We start from the raw sequence: 23069 nt of genomic DNA, 5'->3' as shown, positions 1-23069 counted from the left end.
AAAGTATCAATATAGATATTGTAAAAAACAGCAGCCATGGTATGATATTATATATGTAAGAAAAAAGGCAGGGGGTACACATGAACCGGAATGATAAAAATACAGATTGCAAATTGACCGGGAGGCAGTATGAATATTTGCAGGTATTACATAAACATTTGCTGAATAAGGAAAGACCGGGACTGCGAAGACTGGGAGAAGAGCTTTCGGTAAATGCTTCGACTTTATCACGTTTTTATGGGGAGTGCGTTTCTAAGAGTATACTGACAGAGGAATATGAATTTACCCCGTTTGGGGAAGATTTACTAAAGGATTACCGCTGCAAGCTGGCTGAGATCAGTTTATGGCTGCAAAAAGAAGGCATGGATTCCATCCGGGCAGAAGATCAGGCCAGGTGTATCATAGAAGCATGCAGCGATGATGTGGTACAGATTTTAAGAAGACTTGGAATATTACATAGAGCCTGTGATTCCCTGAAGGCAAGTGATAAGCACGTACAGACTTTTAATGGCAGAAAACTAAGTGATTATTTAGCCGTGGGTGATTATGACATTTCCTTTACCTTCTATCGGGAAAAAGACCGCATACCAGGCAGGATTTCAATGGCTAATCAGGCATTTCGGCACCCGGGAAACATGATCTGCAGAAAGAGGGACGGATACCTGGAGCTAACCGCGCTGGATGTGGAGGTGCCCGTATCCCATATGGCAGACGTGTCTCTCAGAGGACGGATGCAGACTATGAAGTACAGCGAAGACGGAATCTGTAAGCTGGCGCGTATTAAGAATAACAAGGTACGGATTCCTATGTCAGCCATTACTTTTACTTATATTCAGGAGAGCAATATCCTCCAGGGAACGGTACTTCTGACCATGACCTGCAATGAAGAAGAGGCGGGGATGCCGGAAAGTACAGCAATATTGGTGCTATATATATAATATAAATTGATAAAGTTTATCATTAATTTATGAAGTGTTGCACTGGCACAACGATTAGGTATAGAAATTATCAGCAATTTTCGGATTCATACCACAACGTTGCGCATGTGCAACACTTTTTTGTTCACATTGACAGTTTCCGTTTCGTAATATATAACTATAGCGTAGATAAGTTAGCTGTTGCTAATTCGGAAAGCATTTATCCGTTAAAAGATCAGAAAAAGGAAGGAAGGCGTATATGAAAAAGAATCCATTTAAATTACTGTGGCTGATACTGGCTTTTCTAAGCTTGGGAATAGGAGCAATCGGGGTGGTATTGCCAATTCTGCCCACCACGCCGTTTTTGTTAGTATCTTCATTTTGTTTTGCAAAGGGGTCGAAGCGGTTTCATAACTGGTTTATGAATACCGGACTTTATAGAAAGCACCTGGACAGCTTTGTCCGGAACCGGGCTATGACACTGAAGACAAAGCTCTTTATCCTGCTGCCGGTATCGGCGATGCTGACCCTTGCATTTTTTATGATGCACAATATCCCAGGACGGGTGGTAATCGTGCTGCTGGTGTTGTTTAAGTATTATTATTTCTTTTTTCGGATTGCAACAATACCAGGTGGTAAGAAAAATATGGACTATGCAGCAGACAGAGCGGAGTTAACAGATTAATATGGCAGAACGTAGTAAGGGAGAGTTAAAGCGTCTCCAGGAACAAGAAACAGTCAGCATGATGATCCAATTATATTGCAGGAAAAACCATAATAGTAATCAAAATAAAAAACAGGATAACAACCGGAAGGAATTATGTCCGAAATGCAGGAATTTACTTGCTTATGCTGAAAAAAAAATTCAAAGATGTCCTTTTATGGAGAATAAGACGTTTTGCAGCAACTGCCGGGTACATTGTTACCAGTCAGAAATGCGGGAAAAGATTCGGGAAGTGATGCGGTTTTCCGGTCCCAGAATGCTTTTTTATCACCCGTTTATGGCAATACACCATATGTGGTGTACCCTGAAAGAAAAAAAGAAGGAGGCAAAACGCCATGATTAAAACAAGATTAGTCGGCTTGCTGGCTGATTCTAAAAAATATATAATACAGAATGTTTTGTGGCAATGGGTGGCTCTGATTGCAAATATATCAGCAGCTGCGACAGTTGGAAATTTAATTGAAAAAACATATCGGGGGATACTGGGAACGGAGCTTTTGGCAGTCAGTGCCTGCATCCTGGCGGTATCTGTTTTGATACGGTTTGGCTGTGACAGGCTTGCTGCAAAAGCATCCTTCCTTGCAAGCCGGGATGTAAAAATTACAATCAGGGAGAAAATTTACGAAAAACTGCTGCGATTGGGAGCTTCCTATAAGGAAAAAATCTCTACGGCAGAGGTTGTCCAGGTATCAGTAGAAGGTGTGGAGCAGTTAGAGATCTATTTTGGTAAATACCTGCCCCAGCTTTTTTACAGCCTTCTTGCACCGCTGACTTTATTTGCAGTGTTATCATTTATCAGTTTAAAAGCATGTATTGTGCTGCTTATCTGCGTTCCGCTGATTCCTGCATCCATTATGGGAGTACAGAAGTTTGCAAAAAAGCTTCTGAATAAATACTGGGGATCTTATACAGAACTTGGAGACAGCTTTCTGGAAAATCTACAGGGTCTTACCACACTTAAGATTTATCAGGCTGACGGGAAAAAAGCGGAAGAAATGGATAAAGAGTCCGAACAGTTCCGACGAGTAACCATGCGTGTATTAACCATGCAGCTGAATTCCATCAGTGTTATGGATTTGGTGGCTTACGGAGGAGCAGCGATTGGTATGATCGTTGCAGTCCGGGAATATATAGCAGGAAATATTGGGTTGGCAGGTACTGTTACGCTGATTCTTCTGGCAGCGGAATTCTTTATTCCCCTCCGTGTACTGGGGTCTTTCTTTCATATTGCTATGAACGGAATGGCAGCCAGTGATAAGATGTTCCGCCTTTTGGATCTGCAGGAAACGAAAAACGGGCAAGAGGAGGTACCGAAGCAAAATCATACGATCAGATTTAAAGATGCGGGATTTTGTTATGACAGCGAACGTAAGATTTTAGATCATGTTAATCTTACGATTTCCAAGGGAAGTATTGTTTCGCTGGTAGGCAACTCCGGATGCGGCAAGAGTACGCTGGCGGCGATCCTGACCAGCAGGAACAAAGGCTATGAAGGCAGTATTACCATTGGAGGAAAAGAACTTTCGGACATTTCAGAAGCCAGCCTTATGTCACATATTACCATGGTTGGGCAGAATAGTTATTTATTTAAAGGTACCGTTGAGGAGAATCTGGCGATGGGGAATCCTTCTGCATCTAAAGAACAGATGGATCAGGTATTAAAGGATGTGGATTTATATGAATTTTTATATGCCGGTCAGGGACTGAATACACAGCTTCAGGAAAAGGCGTCCAACCTTTCCGGAGGACAGCAGCAGAGATTGGCATTGGCCAGAGCATTACTGCATGATTCGGAAATCTATATATTTGATGAAGCGACTTCCAATATTGATGTTGAAAGTGAAGAACGGATTATGTCAGTCATCTATGGACTGGCGGGACACAAAACGGTTCTTCTGATTTCCCACCGCCTGCAAAATGTAGTTTCCTCGGATTACATCTATGTACTGCAGAATGGGAAAATAGCAGAATCGGGATCTCATGAGAATTTACTCGGCAATGCCGGTGTTTATGCAAAACTTTATGAAAATCAACAGCAGTTGGAACAATACAGACAGAAGGAAGGAGCAGAATATGCATCGTAGAAGTGGAATTAAAATTATGGGAAAATTGATCGGTCTGATCAAACCATTAATGCATGTGATGGCTGCGGCAATCCTGCTTGGTGTTGTGGGATATCTGTTTGCAATATTTCTGACTATACTGGCAGGTGTGGGGATCCTGCATGGTTTGGGTGAAAAGAATCTGTTGTCTTTAACAGTTACCTTTGGCCTGCTTATTGCGTTTGCCATCTGCAGGGGAATTCTCCACTATGGGGAACAGGCTTGTAATCATTACATTGCATTTAAATTACTGGCAATTATCCGTCACAAAGTATTTTCTGCACTTAGAAAACTGGCTCCGGCGAAACTGGAAGGCAAGGATAAAGGAAATCTGATTTCTATTATCACCAGTGATATAGAGTTGCTGGAAGTGTTTTATGCACACACGATTTCTCCAATCGCCATTGCATTTTTAACCTCCCTGTTTATGGCATGCTTTATTGGATATTTTTATCTTCCGGCTGGAATACTGGCACTGGTGGGCTACCTTATCGTAGGGGTTTGGCTTCCGCTTTGGAATTCAAAACGTGGTTCTTCCAAAGGAATGAAATACCGCAATGATTTGGGAGAAATGAACAGTTTCGTTCTGGATAATCTTCGGGGGCTTCACGAGACCATTCAATATGGATGCGGAAATGAACAAAAGAAGCGTATGCGGGAACAATCGGAGAGATTATCCGGGGAACAGGAAGAATTACAGAAAATGGAGGGCGGTTCCAGAGCTGCTACTAATCTGGTGATCCTTCTATTTTCCTTCAGTATGCTGTTCTTAATGTTGTATGCATATACTGCGGGATACAGCAATTTTACCGGCGTAATTATCTGTACCATTGCCATGATGGGATCATTTGGACCTACTGCGGCACTATCAAGCCTTTCCAATAATCTGAACCAGACATTGGCAAGCGGTGAGCGGGTTTTATCTCTTTTAGAGGAGGAGCCTGAGATCAAAGAGGTTACCGGAAAAGCAGCAACCGGATTTTCCAGTGTATGCTGCAAACAGGTTTCCTTTGCATATGGAAAAGAAGAAATATTGAAGGATTATTCCCTGAAAATGAAGGAAGGGGAAATCATCGGAATTTTTGGAAAAAGCGGTTCCGGTAAATCAACACTTTTAAAATTACTGATGCGTTTCTTTGATGTGCAAAAGGGCAGTGTTAAAATTTCAGATAAAAATGTCAGGGATATTAATACCTCTGATTTGAGAAATATGGAAAGCTATGTAACGCAGGAAACCTATCTCTTCCATGATTCTATTGCAGCGAACATTGCAGTTGCCAACCCCAATGCCAGCAGAGAGGAGATCATGCAGGCCGCAAAGAAAGCTTCCATTCATGAATTTATAGAAAAGCTGCCAAAAGGGTATGACACACCGGTTGGAGAGCTTGGAGATACGCTGTCCGGAGGGGAACGGCAGAGAATTGGAATTGCAAGAGCATTTCTGCACAACGCGCCATTTATTTTACTGGATGAACCTACCAGCAGCCTGGACAGCCTGAATGAAGGGATTGTACTGAAATCCTTGCAGGAAGCCTGCAGAGAGAGGACTGTACTGCTTGTATCCCACAGGCAGTCTACCATGAATATTACGGACAGGGTGTATCATATGACAGGAGACAGAGCGTCCTGATATATAAGAGAAGATAAAAACCGGACCATCCCATGACAGATTGGTTTGCTTTTATCTTCTTTTATCAATAAAGTTTTAGAGTGCAAAAATGGGAGGGAGCTATTCCCTCCCGAAGCTGCATCTTAATTACAACTTATTTTCCTGTTCTTGTTTTGCTTCGCTGATCCCGGTATGCGAATCCTTTTTATTATCAAAATCGCATTTCCGGCAGCGGTTTCCGTGGCAGCCGGGATGTTTGGGACAATCCATACCTTCGTAGAATTCAGGACGTTCTGTGTCTTCGGTAAAACCTTCTGAGGCTTCTTCCAGATGTCCCGGATGTTTTGGGTATCCAGAATAATCCGGTCGTCCCTCAAAAATTGTCCTGTGAATGTGTTTATCGCCAATGGGATTGCCGAAGTCCTGTGGTCTGCCGAAATTACGTTCCTGTCCACGCGGATGGTCATGAGGATGTCCCTGCTGCTGCTGACCATATGGATAGTCATGCGGATGATCATGCGGATGTCTCTGCTGCTGTAAATATGGATGGTCATGCGGATATACCTGCTGCTGATCACGCGGATGGTCATGAGGATGTCCCTGCTGCTGATCATACGGATGGTTATGAGGATGTCCATGAGGATGATCAAGAGGACGATTCCCATGATGTCCGTGGTCATGTTCCGGAATACCCATTTCTTCAAAGGTTTTTTCTAATGCATTAATGAGCCGTTCCAGATAATCACTCAACATTACCTGTTCTTCATCGCTCAGGCAAGAGAAGATTTGGTTTACATCATCTTGTTTTCCGCCCAGCTCTTCAGCCGCTTTTGATCCATCATCCGTGAGTCTGATATTCATTACACGACGGTCTTTTTCTGAGGGAGTACGTGTAATATACCCATTTCGCTCCAATTTTCCTAAAAGTTCTCCAAGTGACTGATTCCGCATATCCAATAAATATCCGAGTTCCTTTTGCGTGATCTCAGGCTGTAGTTTCAAGAGGGAGAGTACGCGGCCCTGTCCCTTATGAGGGCTTGAGAAAGGACCGAAGTTTCGGAAGTATGCCCCCTGATATCGGTGCAGCAATGCATCTGCTCTTGTAAAAAGTTCCATTAGATCTTTTATTTGATCGTTCATATTGGTGTTCTCCTTTCTGTATCTGATTGTGTATTTAAAAAAACAAAGGTACCTTGATTTATATAATACAGGTACCTTTCTAATTTGTCAACATGTTTTTGAAAAAAAGTAAGGTACCTGTGTAAATTATGATGAATCAACTGAATTGTATTTATTGTATACAATATTATTACGTGGAAACGGTTGGCAAAGTAAGTTATATAATGTTAAAATAAATTATAAAGTGATTAACCAAAACGGTTAATTCATACTTAGCAGTGATTTATCGCAGAAGCTGTCTGGTTATGCATATAAACTATTTGGTTATGCGCAGTGAAGCCATATAATTAAAACTTGCAAAAGAAAGGGCAACGATATTGGAACGATTTAAGGAAGCAGATAAGATGCAGGCAGTACTACGAGAGGCCCAGACCGGATTATGGGCAATCGAATTGGATCAGAAAAAAGAACCCAGGATGTATGTGGATAATGTCATGTTGGAATTGCTGGGATTCGAAGAGGCGCCTACACCTGAAGAATGCTACCGGGTGTGGTATAACCGCATTGCAGATGAGCATTATCATGTAGTGCAGTCGGGAGTAGATAAAATAATTTCTGATAGCAGGGCAGAAGTGAAATATAACTGGACACACCCAAAATGGGGACGAATATATGTTCGCTGCGGCGGTGTCAGGGATTGGAGCTATGAAGAAGGAATTTGTCTGAGGGGATACCATCAGAATATCACGGATACCGTTATGCTGGAACATGAGCATGATTTGGTGATACAGACGCTGAGTGAAAGCTACAGCGGTATTTTCATGTGTAACCTGAAGGATGATTCCTATAAAATTGTGAAAGCGCCGGAGGAGTTTCGAAAACTTGCATTGAAATACTCTGATTATAAAGAATATTTCCGTTTTTATGCAGAACAGATCGTAGCGCCGGAATATAAAAAACTTGTGCTGGATATGGTGGACTTAAGCAAGGTCAGGGATATATTGTCGAAAGGGGATAAATGGTTAGAAAGGCTGTACCGGAACGTGGATGGAGGATGGCGGCGTATCCGGTTAGTTCCTTCTTCGCGGTATTCAGCCGAGTATCCATGGATCATAGCTGCTTTTGATGAGCAGGACGGGGAAGTTGCCAAGAGAATGGATGAGACAACTTCTCAGATAGCAGTATCCCAGATGTATAAACTGGTTGTCAGCATGGATTTGGAAAAAACAGAGTATAATTGTATCCATTACTCAGGTGATCTTCTTCATTTATCACATCATGGGGATTTTGAACATTTTTACCAACAGATGATTGGGAAAATGCCATCGGAGGATAAGAAGGAACTGGATCAGATTTTAGATGCAGGTAAATATCAGGTAAACAACTACATGGAAGGACGGCTTCGTTTATGGGATAGTGAAGGGGTTCTCCACTACTACAAATATTATTCCACCATAATCAGACAGGATATGGTAGAGCGTATCCTGGTTACAATTAGGAATATAGACGAAAAACAGGAGGCAGAGCAGAGGGAAAATGTATTGTCCAATTTATGCCAGTGCTATTATTCCATATACATTTTTGATTTAGAAAATAACATCGAGGAAGCTATCTGGCAGGAAGATATGATTCGCAACAGTCATGAATTTCCCAAGGGAGAACTGAATAAGTATTATGAGAAATTTATACAGACACAAGTGTATAAAGATGATCAGGAAAAAATGCGAAGAGCCGGAAATCCGGATATTTTGCGGCAGACGCTTACCTTGGAACAGCCGGTTTTTGATATTGATTTCAGAAGGATGTATCAGGATCATCTGGAGTGGGTACGGTCACGTTTCAGTATTGCAGAGATGCAGGATGGTGTGGTAACCAGGGTTATTTTTGCAAATATGAATATTAATGAACAAAAACAGGAGGAGCTGGCAGAAGAGCAGCAGAAGAAATTATATTTTGAATATCAGAATATTATTAGGGGGCTGTCTTCTTTCTATCACTCGGTATTTTATGTGGATCTTGCAGCCGGGACATATCAGGCTTTCAATCAGCGTAAAGATATTGCCGACTATATTGGCGACAGTGATGACTATAAAGTTCTCATGAGAGTCTATAGTGAACGTCTGATTCAAAAAGAAGACCGGAATCGGTTCATTCAAGAGCTTTCCATAGAAAAAATCCGCAGCAGGGTCGGTCAGGAAGAACCTATCTACGACTTGGAGTACCGGAGAGATTACGGCGGATATTTTGGATGGATGCGTTTACATATTATATTGGCCGAGAGCAGAAATGGGATCCCGGTTAAAATTATTCTTGCAGCGCACAGTGTTGAGGAAGAGAAAGAGCAGGAAGCTCAAAACAGGAAGGCATTATTGGCCGCATATGAAGCAGCGAAGAATGCTAACGAAGCAAAAAGTAATTTTCTGGCGCAGATGTCCCATGACATCCGGACACCCCTTAATGCAATTGTAGGGATGTCGGCTATAGCGGCTTCTCATATAGATGAAGCAGACAGGGTGACAGACTGTCTGGAAAAGATTAATATATCCAGTAAACATCTTCTGGGACTGATCAATGAAATTCTGGATATGTCAAAGATTGAAAAAGGGAAACTGGTACTGTTAGAAGAGCCGTTTCATCTGAAAGAACTTATGAGGAGTATCAGCTCTATCATTCGTTCGGCTGCAGAGGAAAAAGGCCATGAATTACAGTTTAAATATATTGATCTCGTTCATAAGATGTTAATTGGGGATATGAACCGGATCAGGCAGGTATTATTGAACCTCCTGTCTAATGCTGTGAAGTATACGCCGGACGGAGGAAAAATATGTGTAACCATACAGGAGGTTACCGCACGAGCTTCAGAGCTTGGATGTTTTGTCTTTACGGTGGAAGATAATGGGATCGGAATGTCGAAGGATTATCTGAAGCGTATCTTTGATCCGTTTTCCCGGTCAGAGGATGTAGAGGTACAGCATATACAGGGAACGGGTCTTGGAATGCCGATTGCACAGGGGATAGTAGCGACTATGCAGGGAAATATCCAGGTAGAAAGTGTACTGGGTGAGGGAAGCCGTTTTATTGTCACACTTTATCTGAAAACAGCAGATCCAGGTCTCGAAACAGAATTTATAGATGAAGATGATACAGATGGCAGTCAGGAAGAAATGATCTTGGAAAAGGCTTTGATCAAATTTAAAGGAAAACGGATTTTACTGGCTGAAGATAATGAACTGAATATGGAAATAGCAAAAACTATATTACAGGAGGCGGGGCTGGTAATTGACGGTGTGGAAAATGGGAAGAAGGCTCTGGAAGTATTTAAGAAATCCGGTCCGGGTACATACCAGGCTGTTCTGATGGACCTTCAGATGCCGGTAATGGATGGTTTCGAAGCAGCCAGGATGATACGGAACAGTAATCATATCCAGGCTGACAGCATTCCGGTTATTGCATTGACGGCAAATGCATTTGCCGAGGATATTGCAAAAGCATTGATGGCAGGGATGAACGAGCATGTTTCAAAACCAATTGACTATCAGCAATTGCTGACTACTCTCGAGAAGTATATATAGAACCGCATTTTCTTATTTTCTGTTAGGAGAAGCAATGAACAGCTTTGTGATTACATGACAGCTGCTGTCGATGGAATATACAGCTTTTTGTATAGATTCCACCAGCAGCTGTATCGTATGCAGAAATTATATTCTTCGGGAGCTGTTAGGAGCACGGCGTACGGATCGTCCTCCTCTGTTATCAGATTCTTCAGTATGTTTCATGGGGTTACCTCTTTATAGTAAGACACTCTCTAAGCTTTTACGGTATACTCAGCGTCAATAATATTTGTTTCAGCCAGAAGATTGCGTTCAATACCGTAAGCTATCAGCTCCCGGTCCTCTAAAGGTGTAAAATGAACATCGATTTCCGCACGTTTAATTGAATATTCGTCCACAACGATTTGCTTATCCTTCAATATCTTTAGATGCTTGTCCAGTTCTTTTTTCAATGCCGCCGGATTCATCCGCGGCAATTTCATATGTGCACGGAAGTAATTCAAAGTAAAAGTCGCATCAAGGCTGTTATTCATGTAAGACATCAATCGTTCGGACTGAAGCATAACCAAGATTGCTTTTGTTTGCGGCGAATCAATCAAACGATAACTCTGGGAAAGAATATTGACATATTTTTTCTGAATATAAGTGTTAATCATCTGGTCACTTGGCTGAACTTCAAAATAAACTACACCGTGGTCTTCATAAACACGGGCAGTTACAATCATATTCAACTGAAGCTTTTCGGCCTCTTTACCGGTTTCCTTATCGGTAATAGTTACCGAATAGTTGTAGTCCTGTAGTTTAAAGAGCCGTTCTTTGATATCATCCAGATGCTTTTTACGCGGAGTTTCAATGTTAAATACCAGCCGGGCCAGATTCTTTAATTTCCCGGTAATTAATCTTGTACGAACTGTTTCTGCGGACATCATCGTATAGAGACAGTTCAGAATCTCGCGGTCCTTCATATCCAGATCCCGTTTAGTCATAGTATTAATATTATATTTAGATTTGATTTCGTCTAAAGTGTCTGCGGAAGTGACGGATGGAAGGTCCAGATTCTCCGTACTCATTTCCACGCGGACATTTCCGCCTTCAAAGTCATAACTGTTGAAAAGACGGATTTCATTCTGCAGGATTTCAACTTCAAAATCCAGATTTGTGCTTCGGTAATTGAAGATCGGCGCCTGCATGTAGACCATTGGGAATTTCGTTGTGTACCCTTCTAAAGAGCCATTGAATTCACGGTTGACAATGATCAAAGATTCAAGAGCAATATCATGAATAAAAGCATTTGCCTGTGATTTGGCTGGTTTTCCTCCATAAAAATGGAAATCAGTAATCAGAGCGGTTACGTCCGCCCTCCAGTTTTCAATTTCTTCATAACGCTCCCGCATGCGGGCCTCCACCGATTTACGATGGTCAGTTCTCTTATAAATGCTGATGTCATAAGCTGCTTCCGCTTCTTTACGTAGCAGCTGGGGGTTACGCGGTTTCAAATTCTCAGGATCCATGACCTCTTCGCGAATGGTATCCGACCAGTTTCGCTTATAAACCCGGCGCAATTCACGCAGCTTACGGATTCCCTCCTCCACATCAATCGATTCAGAGGCGGCTTCCTTTACTGCGTGGGCAATTATTTTCTCTAAGGTGAGATCATCGTGCCTTAATTTAAGTATATTTTTCCGGATATAGTGACCTGCTCTACTGCAATTGATGTAGGCTTCGTATGTTTGGATCAGGTTTTTTTTCAGCATTGGACGAAGAACTGCGGCTAGTTGTTCATATTGGTCGTCTTTCATACCTACATCTCACCTCCTGGTTCTGTCTAAATAGCAATTAAAGTAATTATAACGCACATTTTGAGGTTTGGCAATGAAACATTTTGGATATCAACTGCTCCTGATTCAACCCGTTATATTTGTCAATCAAAAAGGAAAGACGCAGTAAGAAGCAGGTCTGTGTATCTTCCAGATCCACCCGGCAAACATCGGTGATCCGGTTTAAACGGTAAACCAGGGAATTACGATGGATGTAGAGCTGTTCAGAAGTGATTTTAATACTGCATCCGCAATCCAGATATGCACAGAGTGTCTGATAAAACTGTGTATTATTTTTATGGTCATATTGTCTTAAAAGTGACAGCGCAGGATGGCAGAACCGCCCCAGGGACTCGGGGGATTTTATGTTGGAAAACAGGTCAAAAATCTGATAATCCAGATAGCGGCAGATATTTTCCCCGGGAGCCAGTTTCAATCCCAGTTCAAGGGCGGAATTTGCCTGTTCATAATGCAGCATAAAATTCTTGATATGGGTAAAGGTGTTACTGATTCCAATTCTGACGTGTTCCGTATCGGAAAATTTCGTCAGTTTTTCCAAAAGCTCTGTGGTGATATCTGCAGCTTCTTCTATAGGAATGACTGCAACAACGTTCTTTTTATGATAAGTAACATGGGTGCCGGGGAATAGGAGTTTCAGGTTTTTCACTGTGTGGTCTTTCAGGTGCCGGCTGCCCAGATATTGTGTGGGATTGATGCACAGAGCAGACATTTTAGGGGGAAAAGCGATTCCGCTTAGCCTGGGGGCGATATCTTCGGACGGCGCTCCAATCAAAAGGTCGTAGAGCAGCTGCTGGTGGGGGCTGGTAACCGGAAACAAATCCGGCATATAATGAGCAAGAATATAGCTGATTACCTGGCTTAAGGTGCTGAGCATTTCCCGGTGGACAGGAAGAATCGCGGTTTCACCGCCAATCATCAGTATAAATCCGACCTGCACTCCATTATGAAAAACTTTGCTGCTCAGTTTCCGGTATGGGGATTCAGTGCAGCTGACCTCCACGGCATCAGTGGTCTGGGCGGCGTTTTTCAGTGGCTCCAGCAGTCGTACGGCACCTATGAAATCATAACTGCAGTAGCCCTGGCGGATATTCGTCTTCCAGAGTGGGTCAATAACAGGAATGGAGGCAGAAGCAGCAATGATTTTAAAATTAATATCATTTAGCACAAGTGAGTTACCAAGCCGGATGGAGGCAGCATTTAACACGGCTTCCATAGAGCGGGTTCTATCTGCAAGTGCTGCCAGTTCTTCATACAATCCTTTGCTTCGGGTAGATTCAATGATTGTTTTAGCATTGTTAAAAACGGAAAACAGTGATGCTTCATCCACTAAGGCACTATTGCCGGGAACAGCAGGGGAAGGGGAATCATTTCCGGTTCGGGCAAGAATACACTGAATTGAGGATATGTTACAGTTTTTCATTTGGTGATCATAACCAAAGTATAGAGTGTTGCGAAGAAAATCCTTCTGCCGCACATCCAGAAGGGCGATATCCTGTATCTCCCATTCCTCATTGGAAGATACAATATCGATGGAAAATTCATAAGACAGTTGGTCAATTAAACGGTGAAATGTCATAGGATTACCTCACTTTAGGGAAACTTTTGAAAAGGAATAAACGGATCAGATATATGCTTTGTTTTCAGTATAGTGTACGATGCACAAATTGTCAAATATTTATCATACATGGTGCACGTTGAAAAACACCGGCTTCTGGTATAAGGTTAATTCATCAGAAAGGGAATAGAATCTAATTCAGGAGGTAATGGTATGTATAAAAAACTATTTGAATCTGGCAGTATCGGAAATGTAGAAATGAAAAACCGCCTGGTCATGTCACCAATGGGAATTGGACTGGCGAATCTGGACGGAACCCCTACCGATGATATGATCGCATATTATGAGGCAAGGGCAATAGGAGGAGCCGGACTTATCATTCCGGAAATTACCAGAATCAATGACGGGCATGGAGCAGGACTTATGAGGCAGCTGTCGGTTACCAAGGACCGCCACATCGCACCGTTGTCTGAATTGGCTGATGCGGTACATAAACATGGCACTAAAATCTTTATACAGCTTCATCATCCCGGAAGGGAAACCGTGTCAGCGCTGATGGGCGGACAGCCGGTAGCAGCACCATCTGCCATACCTTGCAAATACCTGCGGCAGGAGACACGTGCCCTGAAGACTGAAGAAATAAAACAACTGGTGCAGCAATTTATCGATGGTGCGGTACGGGTGCAGAAAGCAGGCTGTGACGGAGTGGAACTTCATGCGGCTCACGGGTATCTGTTACAGCAGTTTTTATCTCCTTATACCAATAAAAGAGAGGATGAGTATGGGGGCAGCTTTGAAAACCGTCTGCGTATTGTGACTGAGATTATTGCAGGTATCAAAAAAGCCTGTGGTGCGGATTTTCCGGTTGGTGTCCGCCTTTCGGTGGAAGAGTTTCTGAATCAGACCGGTGTGACCGAAGATTATATTCATATCCAGGACGGCATCAGAATCGCCATGGCATTAGAAAAGACCGGGATTGAATTCCTGGACGTAAGCTGCGGCCTTTATGAAACGGGAATGACCTGTATCGAGCCGATTTCATTTGCCCAGGGCTGGAGGCACGATTTGCTGGCTGCTGTTAGGAGTCATGTAAAAATACCGATTATAGGGGTATCCGCTATTCGTGAACCGGCAGTGGCAGAGAAATTCCTGGAAGAAGGGGTGGAAGATTTTGTTTCTCTTGGCCGTGCGTGGCTGGCGGATGAAGAATGGGGAAGGAAGGTGCAGGAAGGAAGAGAAAAAGAACTGCGTAAGTGCATTTCCTGTCTGCGCTGCTTTGAAAGCCTGAATGAGTATAATGCAGCCGGGCTTCCGCCGGAATGTGCTCTGAATCCCAGATTGGCAAGAGAGCGTAAGTACAGCGGTCTTCCCCGTGATACCAGGGGGAACCGGGTTGTGGTTGTAGGTGCAGGACCTGCGGGAATGTGTGCCGCACAGACATTGGCTTTGCGTGGTGTGAAGGTAGTCCTGATGGATCGGAAGGCAGAACTGGGCGGAACCATTAATCTGGCAAAAAAACCGCCGCTGAAAGAGCGGATGCAGTGGATTGCAGACTATTACCGGCAGGAATTTGAGCGTCTGGGTGTGGAAGTAAGATTAAATACAGAGGCGGCCATAGAGAATGTTATGGAATGTGAACCGGATGGGGTCATTATCGCAACTGGCTCTGTGTCCGTAGTTCCTTCAAAAATACCGGGCATTCATGGAGAAAATGTCTACACCGTAGAAGAGGTTCTAAACGGAAATGCAAAGATTACGGATAAGCAGGTTGTGGTAATCGGAGCAGGACTGACCGGTCTGGAAACAGCGGAATATCTGGGTGATCTGGGAAATAAAGTGAAAATTGTGGATATGCTGGGCGAAGTCGCTCCCGGATGTAATCATACAAATGTGGCGGATGTCTGCGGACGTCTGACTAAGTATGGTGCAGAGTATCTGCTTGGGCATGCCTTAAAAGAGGTTCGTCCGGATGGTGTTATCCTGGAACAAACAGAAGATCATCAGGAAGTGCATGTGCCTGCAGAGGCAGTCGTGCTCTCGCTGGGATTCCGCCCGGATGCTTCTCTTGCAGAGGGACTGAAGGAAAAGAATATTGAGCTTAAGGTAGTGGGAAGTGCGGTGAAAGATGGAACCATTGCACCTGCTGTCCGCACCGGATACGAAGCAGGCCGTCAACTGTTTGCAGAAAAGAAAAAGGTGCCAAGTTTCCGGGTGGCATCTGAAGAGATTCCTGAATTTGGAAAAGTATCACTAATGGATAATCAGGAGGGACTGTACATTAGTTATCTGTCAGATCCATCCGCGATTGCAGGATTGCTGCCGCCGCCGCTGAAACCATTTTCCATTCCGGTGGTAACCCTGTCCATCTGCCATGTTAAGAATCCCACATTTGCTGACGATTATTACGAAGCCATTCTGGGTGTCTATGCTACGTATGGGAAAACCTTAGGCCTTTATCCGCTTGGTCTGGTACTTGGAGGGCAGGGAGCAGAAATGGCAGTCCAGTGCGGACGTGATAATGGAAGCATTCCCAAAAAGCTGGGAGGAGAATTTGTCATCCGGCGAAATGGGAATTCTGTAACAGCCAGCGTTACCAGAAGAGGGACACAATTGGTTGAGGCAGCTATGGAGCTTGGCGAATACAACAGCCCGCTGACTCATATGCTGTACCAGGCGCCGGAAGCAGGAAAGAAGACCTATGGCGGAGGATTCTATTATCATTTTGACAGGGAGCCGGATGAAAATGGGGTGTCCCATTTCCGCAACGGAGCACTTCTGATGAATCTATGCGAATATAATTATAATTCCTGGGAACCGGGAATGGTTTCACTGAATATGAAATCCAGTATTGACGATCCCTGGGCGGAACTTCCGATTCATACCATCGTAGGCGGAGCCTATTCTAAAAACAGCCTGCTGGTGCATAAACTGAATCTGGTAGAAAATTTAGATGCTGATGATATTATTCCTTATCTGCTGACGGGGCGTTATGACAGGACAACATTTATGGAAACTGGACGCATTTAAATAACAATATATAGAAAGTGAGGCAATCAGATATGAGTAATTTGTTTGATTTGACAGGTAAAGCAGCAGTAGTAACAGGTGCAAGCTCAGGATTAGGAGCAGACGCAGCACTGGCATATGCACAGGCAGGAGCAGATGTGGCAATTATGGCAAGGCGTGTGGAAAAGCTGAATCAGGTAAAAAAGGAAATTGAAAATACAGGAAGAAAAGTAATGGCTGTGGGCTGTGATGTCACGAATGAAGAAAGCGTTAAAGCTGCGGTGAAGCAGGTATTGGATAGCTTCGGACATATTGATATTCTGTTAAATAATGCAGGTATTGCGGTACGAGGCGGGGTGGACAGCATGACCGAAGAAGATTGGGATAAATCTTTTGATACCAATGTAAAGGGTATCTTCCTCATGTCGAAATACATTGTTCCTCAGATGAAAGAACGGAAATATGGAAAAGTGGTCAATATTGCTTCCGTCAATGCGGTTATCGCAGATAAAGATGATATGTTTATCCGCCATTCCTACAATGCCTCCAAATCTGCGGTTCTTGGATTAACCAAAGGCATGGCGTGCTCTTATGCAAAATTTGGAATTACCGTAAATGCAATCGGTCCTGCTTTATTTGAAACAGAGATGACTGGCGGGACGCTGTTTAAATCCGAGAAGTTCTTACAGGGATATTCCATGATGAATCCCGCCGGACGTCCGGGAGAAAAAGGGGAATTGAATGGTACCGTGCTCTATCTTTCCAGTGACGCTTCCAGTTATGTGCAGGGGCAGTTTATTGTTGTTGATGGGGGAGGAGCTATTGTGTAAAGTTTGGCTGTAAATTATTTTGTGTGGAAAATAGATAAGTGTAAGTAGATAAATAAGAAGATAATTAAGAAGAGAACCTGTTATGAGGATAATCATAGCAGGTTCTTTTAAATGTTCTTTTCATCAGAATTCCTGGACTGGGAAATAATTTACATCATCAGAATAATAATCCTGAGCCAATCAGCAAGTGTCCGGCAGATTAGGTGTATATCTAAAGCCATTATGTAACCATAATTATTTTGATTTTACATATGAAAAATCGGGCTCTGCCAGAAAAGAAAGGTTTTACTTGATTATTCCTACAAATTTCATATAATAAATGTTAGGGAAGCTAAATATAAGGAGGAATTTAATTTGAAAGCAAAAAAAGCGGCTGTATTAACTGGAATTTTACTGGGCTGTGCAATTGGTATCACAGCATGCAGTCCCACAGCAAAAGAAAGTGGGACAACGGGAGAAACCAAAAAGGTCCAGGAGACACAGAATGCTGGAGAGACCCGGGAGACACAAAAGGCAGGGGAAACGCAAGCACCCGGAGAAGCTCAGGGAGAACAGGATTCGAAGGATTCCCAGGCATCGGAAGGGAGCATGACTCTGGGACAGGCATCGGATCTTATGGTTGAAACTGCTGCTAAATATGGCAACAGAATAAAAAGAGATTCTCTTTTGAAAGGGTTGGAAGATCGTGAGAACGAAGAGGCTGACGGTATGGATATGCTGGTGATTGTGAGCAGGGCGTTTGGAACACTGCCTGAGCCGGAAGCCAGTAAAAAGCAGAAAGAAGATGTAGATATCAGTTCTGTGCCGGAATGGGCGATGTCAGATGTAGAAAATTTGAAACGGGTAGGCGTTCTCAAAAAAAGTGATATAGATGGAGCGGAAAAGACAGTGTCAAAATCTGATGTTGAAGCTATGGTTCAGAGAGTCATGGATCTGTATGGTAATTGATGGAAACTGACACGATTGACAATAGCGATATGGTGAATATAAAGTATAACGAAAATAATCTTAATTATAATCAACTTTACAAAGTATAAATGCCAGCTGGCTGAAGTTAGTAATTAGTAACAGGTCAGCCGGCATTTTTTATATTTGTAAGGGCAGGTAAGGTCACAATTTAATTGAATTTAATTCGATTTGAATTAGAATTACAGCATATGTAATGCTGTAATTTATTCGATATTATGTTATACTGTAATCCTATATTGAATATATGAGATAACTAATCATAATTTATATCATGCTTCAATATTTATAAGAGACACAAAGGAGATACGAAATGTTCCAGAAAGTAAAAACTAATTTTTTAGGTAAAACAGTTGATTTATATCCAGAAGAGATCAGGATTAGAAATTATAAAAGCTTAAGGGACTTTTCCGTTGTTGGGGTTATTATTTCCGTTGCAGTCTTATTATTTTGTCTTTTATTGAGAGACATTGTTACGTTTAATACCCAGTTTCTAATTATGGCAGTCTATTATGTTGCGATGTTATTTTTGGCTGAATTTTTACATAAGAAGAAGATAAAACATATCATATTTGCCTTTTATGCAGTGATAACGCCGGTTATGATCATGGCAATTATGCTGGGAACATTCCTGGATCCGACCCAGCCTTCCATAACTATAATGATTTTTATCTGTGTCCTGCCATTATTTATATTGGATAAACCCTGGAGAGTATGTCTCTATATTACAATCATTGCTGTTATCTACTGTATATGTAACTATCTGGCTAAGGATTTTCAGTTGTTTTTAGAAGATTTCGTTGATTTAGTGGCATTTTATTTTCTGGCAGCCGGTGTTAATTTTTTTATCCTGGATGACAGGCTTGAGAATGTGGAAAACTATGTGAAATTCCGGGAGAAATCTGAGAAAGATGTGCTTACTGGAATCTATAACAGGGGTATCGGTGAGGAAAAGATAAAGCATCTTGCTGAGCGCAAAGAGTATGGGGCATTTTGCATTTTAGATATTGATGATTTTAAGTCCATAAATGATACTTATGGTCATGCCAGTGGTGATGAAGTTTTGAAAGAAATTGCAGAAGTTATTCGGGCTCAATTTTCAAAAGAAGATGTATTTTTCCGAATGGGAGGAGATGAGTTCGTTGTGTACAGTTTGAAATGTGCGGATGAATCCATCTGCAGGCAGAGTCTTGACTGTCTTTATGAAAAGATACGGGGGCTTCAGATTGCCTGTATCAATTATATTCCTGTAAATGTCAGTATTGGCTGTTGCATTTATAATCAGGGGACGACGGATTATCATAGACTTTATCAATACGGTGATAAAGCTCTTTATCAATCAAAACATATGGGAAAAGGACATTACACCATCCGTGTGTTAAGTCCGGGCAGATAAACTCTCCCGGGATCAGAATGCCTGTGCAGGAATTTTGCTGCACAGGCATTTTTTCAGGGGTATTTTGTATTTTAATAAAAAGTGGCTGCAATGTCTCTGAATTGAAATACCTGTTTGTTTTGCTGCCCGCAAAGAGTCACCATATGCAGATCAAAATCTTTTATTTCCGGAATTTGAAATGCGGTAAGATTATTTTTTCCGGCAATAAGGCTAGAGGGCAGCAGAGAGATCCCCATACCAAGTGACACAGCATTCATGATTGCTTCTGCCGTATCAAATTCGATGACTGACGGTTCCGAATGATTCTGAGAAAAAGACCAGGCGGCCAGCTGTTTTCGAAAAGGGCAGGTAGTCAAAGTATTTACAACAATCGGACGAAATGGCAGGGATTGCGGCGAACTCTTCAAAGGAGCGATGACGCTTAATTCTTCTGAAAATTGAAAGATGGATTTCCCACAGGGTGATATGTATTTTGATTCTACAAATACACAATCAAGTGCGTGCTTTTCCAGATTTTGAATCAGATCCTCCTGACTGCTGGTGACAACTGATAATCGGATGTCCGGATATATTTTCCGGAAGGCGGATATCCAGAGGGGCAATCGGGAGGCGGCCAGTGTCTGTGTTGCTCCGATTTGCAGTCTATCACATTCTTTTTGAAATGCGGATAAAGCATTGTCCAGCATTTCAAGAATTTTATCCGCATAATGCAGCAGCTTTTCGCCGTCTTCGGTCAGTGTGACACCTTTTCCATGGCGTATAAATAATGTAGTGCCCAGTTCTTCTTCCAATTTCTTTATATGTGCAGTTACATTTGACTGTACGTAATTCAGATTTTCAGCAGCTTTAGAAATTGAATTCGACTTGGCAGCTTCTCGGAATATTCGTAGTTCTAAACTCTCCATTTTTTCACCTCATCATTTTATCTGATTGATCTTATCACTATCAACTATTATACACGATAACCGGATAAATGTATAATAAATGAAAAGAGTAAGGAGGTTGATGAAATGATCACATGGAAAGATAAATGGAAAGATAAAGCAGTTCTTGTTACAGGAGGAGGAACGGGAGTGGGCAGAGCTGTATGCATAAAACTGGCTGAATACGGAGCTGCAATTGCATTAAACTATGCAAATTCTGGGAAAGAAGCCCGGGAAACCGCAAGAATCATAGAAGCTATGGGAGGCAGTGTAATTACACTTCAGGCTGATGTATCGGATGATTATGCCGTACGGAAAATGGTTCGGGAAGCCGAAAGTGCGTTGGGAGCAATTCACTATCTGGTAAATAATGCAGGTATCACAAAGCAGATAGACTTGTCGGATATGGAAAGCGTCACAGAGGAGGTGTGGGATCATTTATTCTCTGTGAATGTCAAAGGAATGTTCTACTGTGCCCGGGCTGTTGCGCCGATTATGAAAAAGCAGAAAGGTAAGCAGGAAGACTGTGCTATATTGAATATGGGAAGTATTGCAGGGATTACAGGTACCGGCTCGTCCCTGCCCTATGCGGTGTCCAAGGGAGCGGTGCACTGTCTGACGAAATCATTGGCACATGTACTGGCGCCGGATATCAGGGTAAATTGTATAGCGCCTGCTGCCATATCCACCAGATGGTGGGAGGGGGAAGAAGAAAAGATGTACCGGCTTAGCGGAAAGTTGCCCTTACAGCGTATTTCCACACCGGAAGATATTGCAGAACTGGTTTGCAGTATTCTTGTTCAAAGTTCAATGACCGGGCAGATCATCAGTCCGAATAATGGAATGGTTATTTAGGGTGTAGAAATTCTTTTAAATTTGGGGTTTAGCTGATTAATGACGCTTTGTAGATGTAGGTAGTGTACGGAAAGATGGGTGTGGGAAACTGGCATGGGCTCCGTCAGCTGGCCGCAGAACTGGTATTTTCTAACCTTTTCGAAGCGCTTTTTGGCGGCACGCGGGTATTCACCGAGAAATCCTGATGCATTTCTCGGTTCAGTACCCGCTTAGTATCCGATGGGAGCCAGTCGAATACTATCCGCCAAAAAACACTTCGAAAAGGTAAGTAAATACTCAGCTCTGCTCTATGCTTCCTCCGCCCATACCAGTTTCCCACACCCATCTTTCCGAGATCCAGGTTGTCGCCACAAAGCTGGTTTTCTCAGCCGAGTGGAGACCCTGGGGCTGTGTCCAGCTGTTCGTTTTTGGATTCAGCAGAGTGTGTTTGGACAGTTTAGTATGAATTGGGAGAAAGTTTAATTTTACTTGCTTTCCTATCACAGAAGTAACTGGATGTAAGTACTATAACCATAAATATACTGTATTAGAATGAAGAATCCCACTACAGTGATAAGATGAAGCTGCTTTACGCCAATAGCGTCCAGCATGCCACAACCCCAGGGTCCCACMACGCTGAGAAAACCAGCTTTGTATCAACGAATGCTATCTCGGAAAGAGAAGGGGCGAGCCAGGACATTGATTTGGAAGGCGTATAGCAGAGCTGAGTATTTACTTACCTTCCCAGAGTGCTTTTTGGCGGATACGATTCGACTGTCTCACATCGGATTGTAAGCGGGCAGTGAGCTGCGAAATGCATCAGGATTTCGGAGYGAATGCCCGCGTGCCGCCAAAAAGGGCTCTGGGAAGGTTAGAAAATACCAGTTCTGCGGTAAGCCTTCCAAATCAATGTCCTGGCTCGCTCCTTCTCTTTCCGTACACTACCTATCATCTACAAAGCGTCCTTCCTCAGCTAAACCCAAATTTAAGCTGAAATATTTCGCTGTACTAGATACAAAGCGTCTTCTTAAACTACTCATAAGGAGATAAAAAATATTAGAATTTTATTAAAAATTACAGACAAATATTTGATAAAAAGGTTACTTGTGGTATAATTCAGGTAACGGCTTGAAATATCAGTTGTTAGTTGCAGAGAAACCCAAAAGAATAGATAATAATACGGAGGTAAACAAAATGACAGGAGATATATTTAGTAGTTTAATGAAAGGCTTATCAGAACTAATGCCAGAGGATGACCCGTGTATCAGAGCTTTTCAGCTGCAAAGTGATATTAAAAAGTTTAAAGCAAAAGAGGATGAGATTTATAGAGAAGTTGGTAAAAAGGCATTGGAACAGGATGGGGAAATTCGCTTTCCTGAAGATCTTAATAAGCTTTTAGCAGCCAGAAGACAGCGTCAGGCAGCAGAAGAAGAACTATTTGACCTGCAGTCGGGAAGAAAAGGTAGAGAAGAGGAAACTAGAGAAGAATGTGAAGAGGAAGACTGTACAGTCTGTGCAGAGTGCGGAGCAGCGAATCCCTGTGATCATGCTTTCTGCAAGGAATGTGGAGCAAAATTAAAAACAGAAGGCAGGAAATGCCCCGACTGTGGAAATGATGTTGAGACAGATGCAAAATTCTGTGGACAATGCGGTAAAAGAATCGGTTAATATATCGTTGACAGAAGATGGAAAATGTCCT

The 23069-nt window shown here is 42.6% G+C and carries 17 protein-coding genes; 13 read left to right on the top strand and 4 right to left on the bottom strand.

The annotated features are described in order from the left end of the window. Nucleotides 1-80 precede the first annotated feature (80 nt). The 5 genes from QR40_RS03295 to cydC all read left to right on the top strand — a co-directional run bounded on the left by QR40_RS03295 (nt 81) and on the right by cydC (nt 5373). Nucleotides 81-938 carry a hypothetical protein gene (locus QR40_RS03295; protein ID WP_044293264.1) on the top strand — a complete coding sequence of 286 codons (858 nt, stop codon included), beginning with the start codon at nt 81-83 and terminating at the stop codon, nt 936-938. Between the two features lie 238 nt (nt 939-1176). Then, on the top strand, nt 1177-1602 hold the full coding sequence (locus QR40_RS03290; protein WP_044293262.1) for a YbaN family protein: 426 nt from the start codon (nt 1177-1179) through the stop codon (nt 1600-1602). Between the two features lies 1 nt (nt 1603). Next, nucleotides 1604-1984 (top strand): nitrous oxide-stimulated promoter family protein, encoded by a 381-nt coding sequence (locus tag QR40_RS03285; protein ID WP_044293261.1) that lies wholly within the window; start codon nt 1604-1606, stop codon nt 1982-1984. Next, nucleotides 1977-3725 (top strand): ABC transporter ATP-binding protein/permease, encoded by a 1749-nt coding sequence (locus QR40_RS03280; RefSeq protein ID WP_044293260.1) that lies wholly within the window; start codon nt 1977-1979, stop codon nt 3723-3725. Before QR40_RS03285 ends, QR40_RS03280 begins: the two co-directional genes overlap by 8 nt. Then, complete coding sequence (gene cydC / locus QR40_RS03275; protein ID WP_027291951.1) at nt 3715-5373, top strand: thiol reductant ABC exporter subunit CydC; 1659 nt, start codon at nt 3715-3717, stop codon at nt 5371-5373. Before QR40_RS03280 ends, cydC begins: the two co-directional genes overlap by 11 nt. A 126-nt stretch (nt 5374-5499) precedes the next feature. Here cydC and QR40_RS29435 read toward each other — a convergent pair whose 3' ends face one another. Then, nucleotides 5500-6492 (bottom strand): MarR family transcriptional regulator, encoded by a 993-nt coding sequence (locus tag QR40_RS29435; protein WP_052430669.1) that lies wholly within the window; start codon nt 6490-6492, stop codon nt 5500-5502. Between the two features lie 383 nt (nt 6493-6875). Between QR40_RS29435 and QR40_RS03265 the strand changes: the two genes are divergently transcribed. Further along, nucleotides 6876-10043 (top strand): PAS domain-containing hybrid sensor histidine kinase/response regulator, encoded by a 3168-nt coding sequence (locus QR40_RS03265; protein ID WP_081998766.1) that lies wholly within the window; start codon nt 6876-6878, stop codon nt 10041-10043. A gap of 233 nt (nt 10044-10276) precedes the next feature. Here the strand turns inward: QR40_RS03265 and QR40_RS03260 are convergent, their stop codons facing one another. Together QR40_RS03260 and QR40_RS03255 are read right to left on the bottom strand one after the other, a co-directional pair. Continuing rightward, nucleotides 10277-11821: a hypothetical protein gene (locus QR40_RS03260; protein WP_027291949.1), complete on the bottom strand. Its 1545-nt coding sequence runs from the start codon at nt 11819-11821 to the stop codon at nt 10277-10279. 46 nt (nt 11822-11867) lie between these two features. Next, nucleotides 11868-13436, bottom strand: coding sequence for a PucR family transcriptional regulator (locus QR40_RS03255; protein WP_044293256.1), 1569 nt, complete (start codon nt 13434-13436; stop codon nt 11868-11870). 192 nt (nt 13437-13628) lie between these two features. Here QR40_RS03255 and QR40_RS03250 point away from each other — a divergent pair, with 192 nt between their 5' ends. The 4 genes from QR40_RS03250 to QR40_RS03235 all read left to right on the top strand — a co-directional run bounded on the left by QR40_RS03250 (nt 13629) and on the right by QR40_RS03235 (nt 19613). Further along, nucleotides 13629-16442 (top strand): oxidoreductase, encoded by a 2814-nt coding sequence (locus QR40_RS03250; protein ID WP_044293255.1) that lies wholly within the window; start codon nt 13629-13631, stop codon nt 16440-16442. 32 nt (nt 16443-16474) lie between these two features. Continuing rightward, nucleotides 16475-17251, top strand: a complete 777-nt coding sequence (locus tag QR40_RS03245; RefSeq protein ID WP_081998765.1) for an SDR family NAD(P)-dependent oxidoreductase — start codon at nt 16475-16477, stop codon at nt 17249-17251. A gap of 354 nt (nt 17252-17605) precedes the next feature. Beyond that, nucleotides 17606-18199 (top strand): hypothetical protein, encoded by a 594-nt coding sequence (locus QR40_RS03240; RefSeq protein WP_044293253.1) that lies wholly within the window; start codon nt 17606-17608, stop codon nt 18197-18199. Nucleotides 18200-18530: 331 nt separating this feature from the next. Next, nucleotides 18531-19613 (top strand): GGDEF domain-containing protein, encoded by a 1083-nt coding sequence (locus QR40_RS03235; protein ID WP_044293252.1) that lies wholly within the window; start codon nt 18531-18533, stop codon nt 19611-19613. A 71-nt stretch (nt 19614-19684) separates the two neighbouring features. On the opposite strand, the gene QR40_RS03230 is transcribed toward QR40_RS03235, so the two are convergent. Continuing rightward, complete coding sequence (locus QR40_RS03230; protein WP_044293250.1) at nt 19685-20518, bottom strand: LysR family transcriptional regulator; 834 nt, start codon at nt 20516-20518, stop codon at nt 19685-19687. A 105-nt stretch (nt 20519-20623) separates the two neighbouring features. Here QR40_RS03230 and QR40_RS03225 point away from each other — a divergent pair, with 105 nt between their 5' ends. The 3 genes from QR40_RS03225 (at nt 20624) to QR40_RS03220 (ending at nt 23038) form a co-directional block, all read left to right on the top strand. After that, the gene (locus QR40_RS03225; RefSeq protein ID WP_044293249.1) at nt 20624-21391 is read left to right on the top strand and encodes an SDR family NAD(P)-dependent oxidoreductase; all 768 of its coding nucleotides are present in this window, start codon (nt 20624-20626) and stop codon (nt 21389-21391) included. Between the two features lie 62 nt (nt 21392-21453). Beyond that, nucleotides 21454-21576 (top strand): hypothetical protein, encoded by a 123-nt coding sequence (locus tag QR40_RS32420; protein WP_255348041.1) that lies wholly within the window; start codon nt 21454-21456, stop codon nt 21574-21576. Nucleotides 21577-22564: 988 nt separating this feature from the next. Then, on the top strand, nt 22565-23038 hold the full coding sequence (locus tag QR40_RS03220; protein WP_044293248.1) for a zinc ribbon domain-containing protein: 474 nt from the start codon (nt 22565-22567) through the stop codon (nt 23036-23038). The last annotated feature ends 31 nt before the right edge of the window (nt 23039-23069 follow it).

The organism is Robinsoniella peoriensis (genome assembly GCF_000797495.1).
GTDB lineage: Bacteria > Bacillota > Clostridia > Lachnospirales > Lachnospiraceae > Robinsoniella > Robinsoniella peoriensis.
This window is presented reverse-complemented; position numbering and strand designations above follow the sequence as displayed.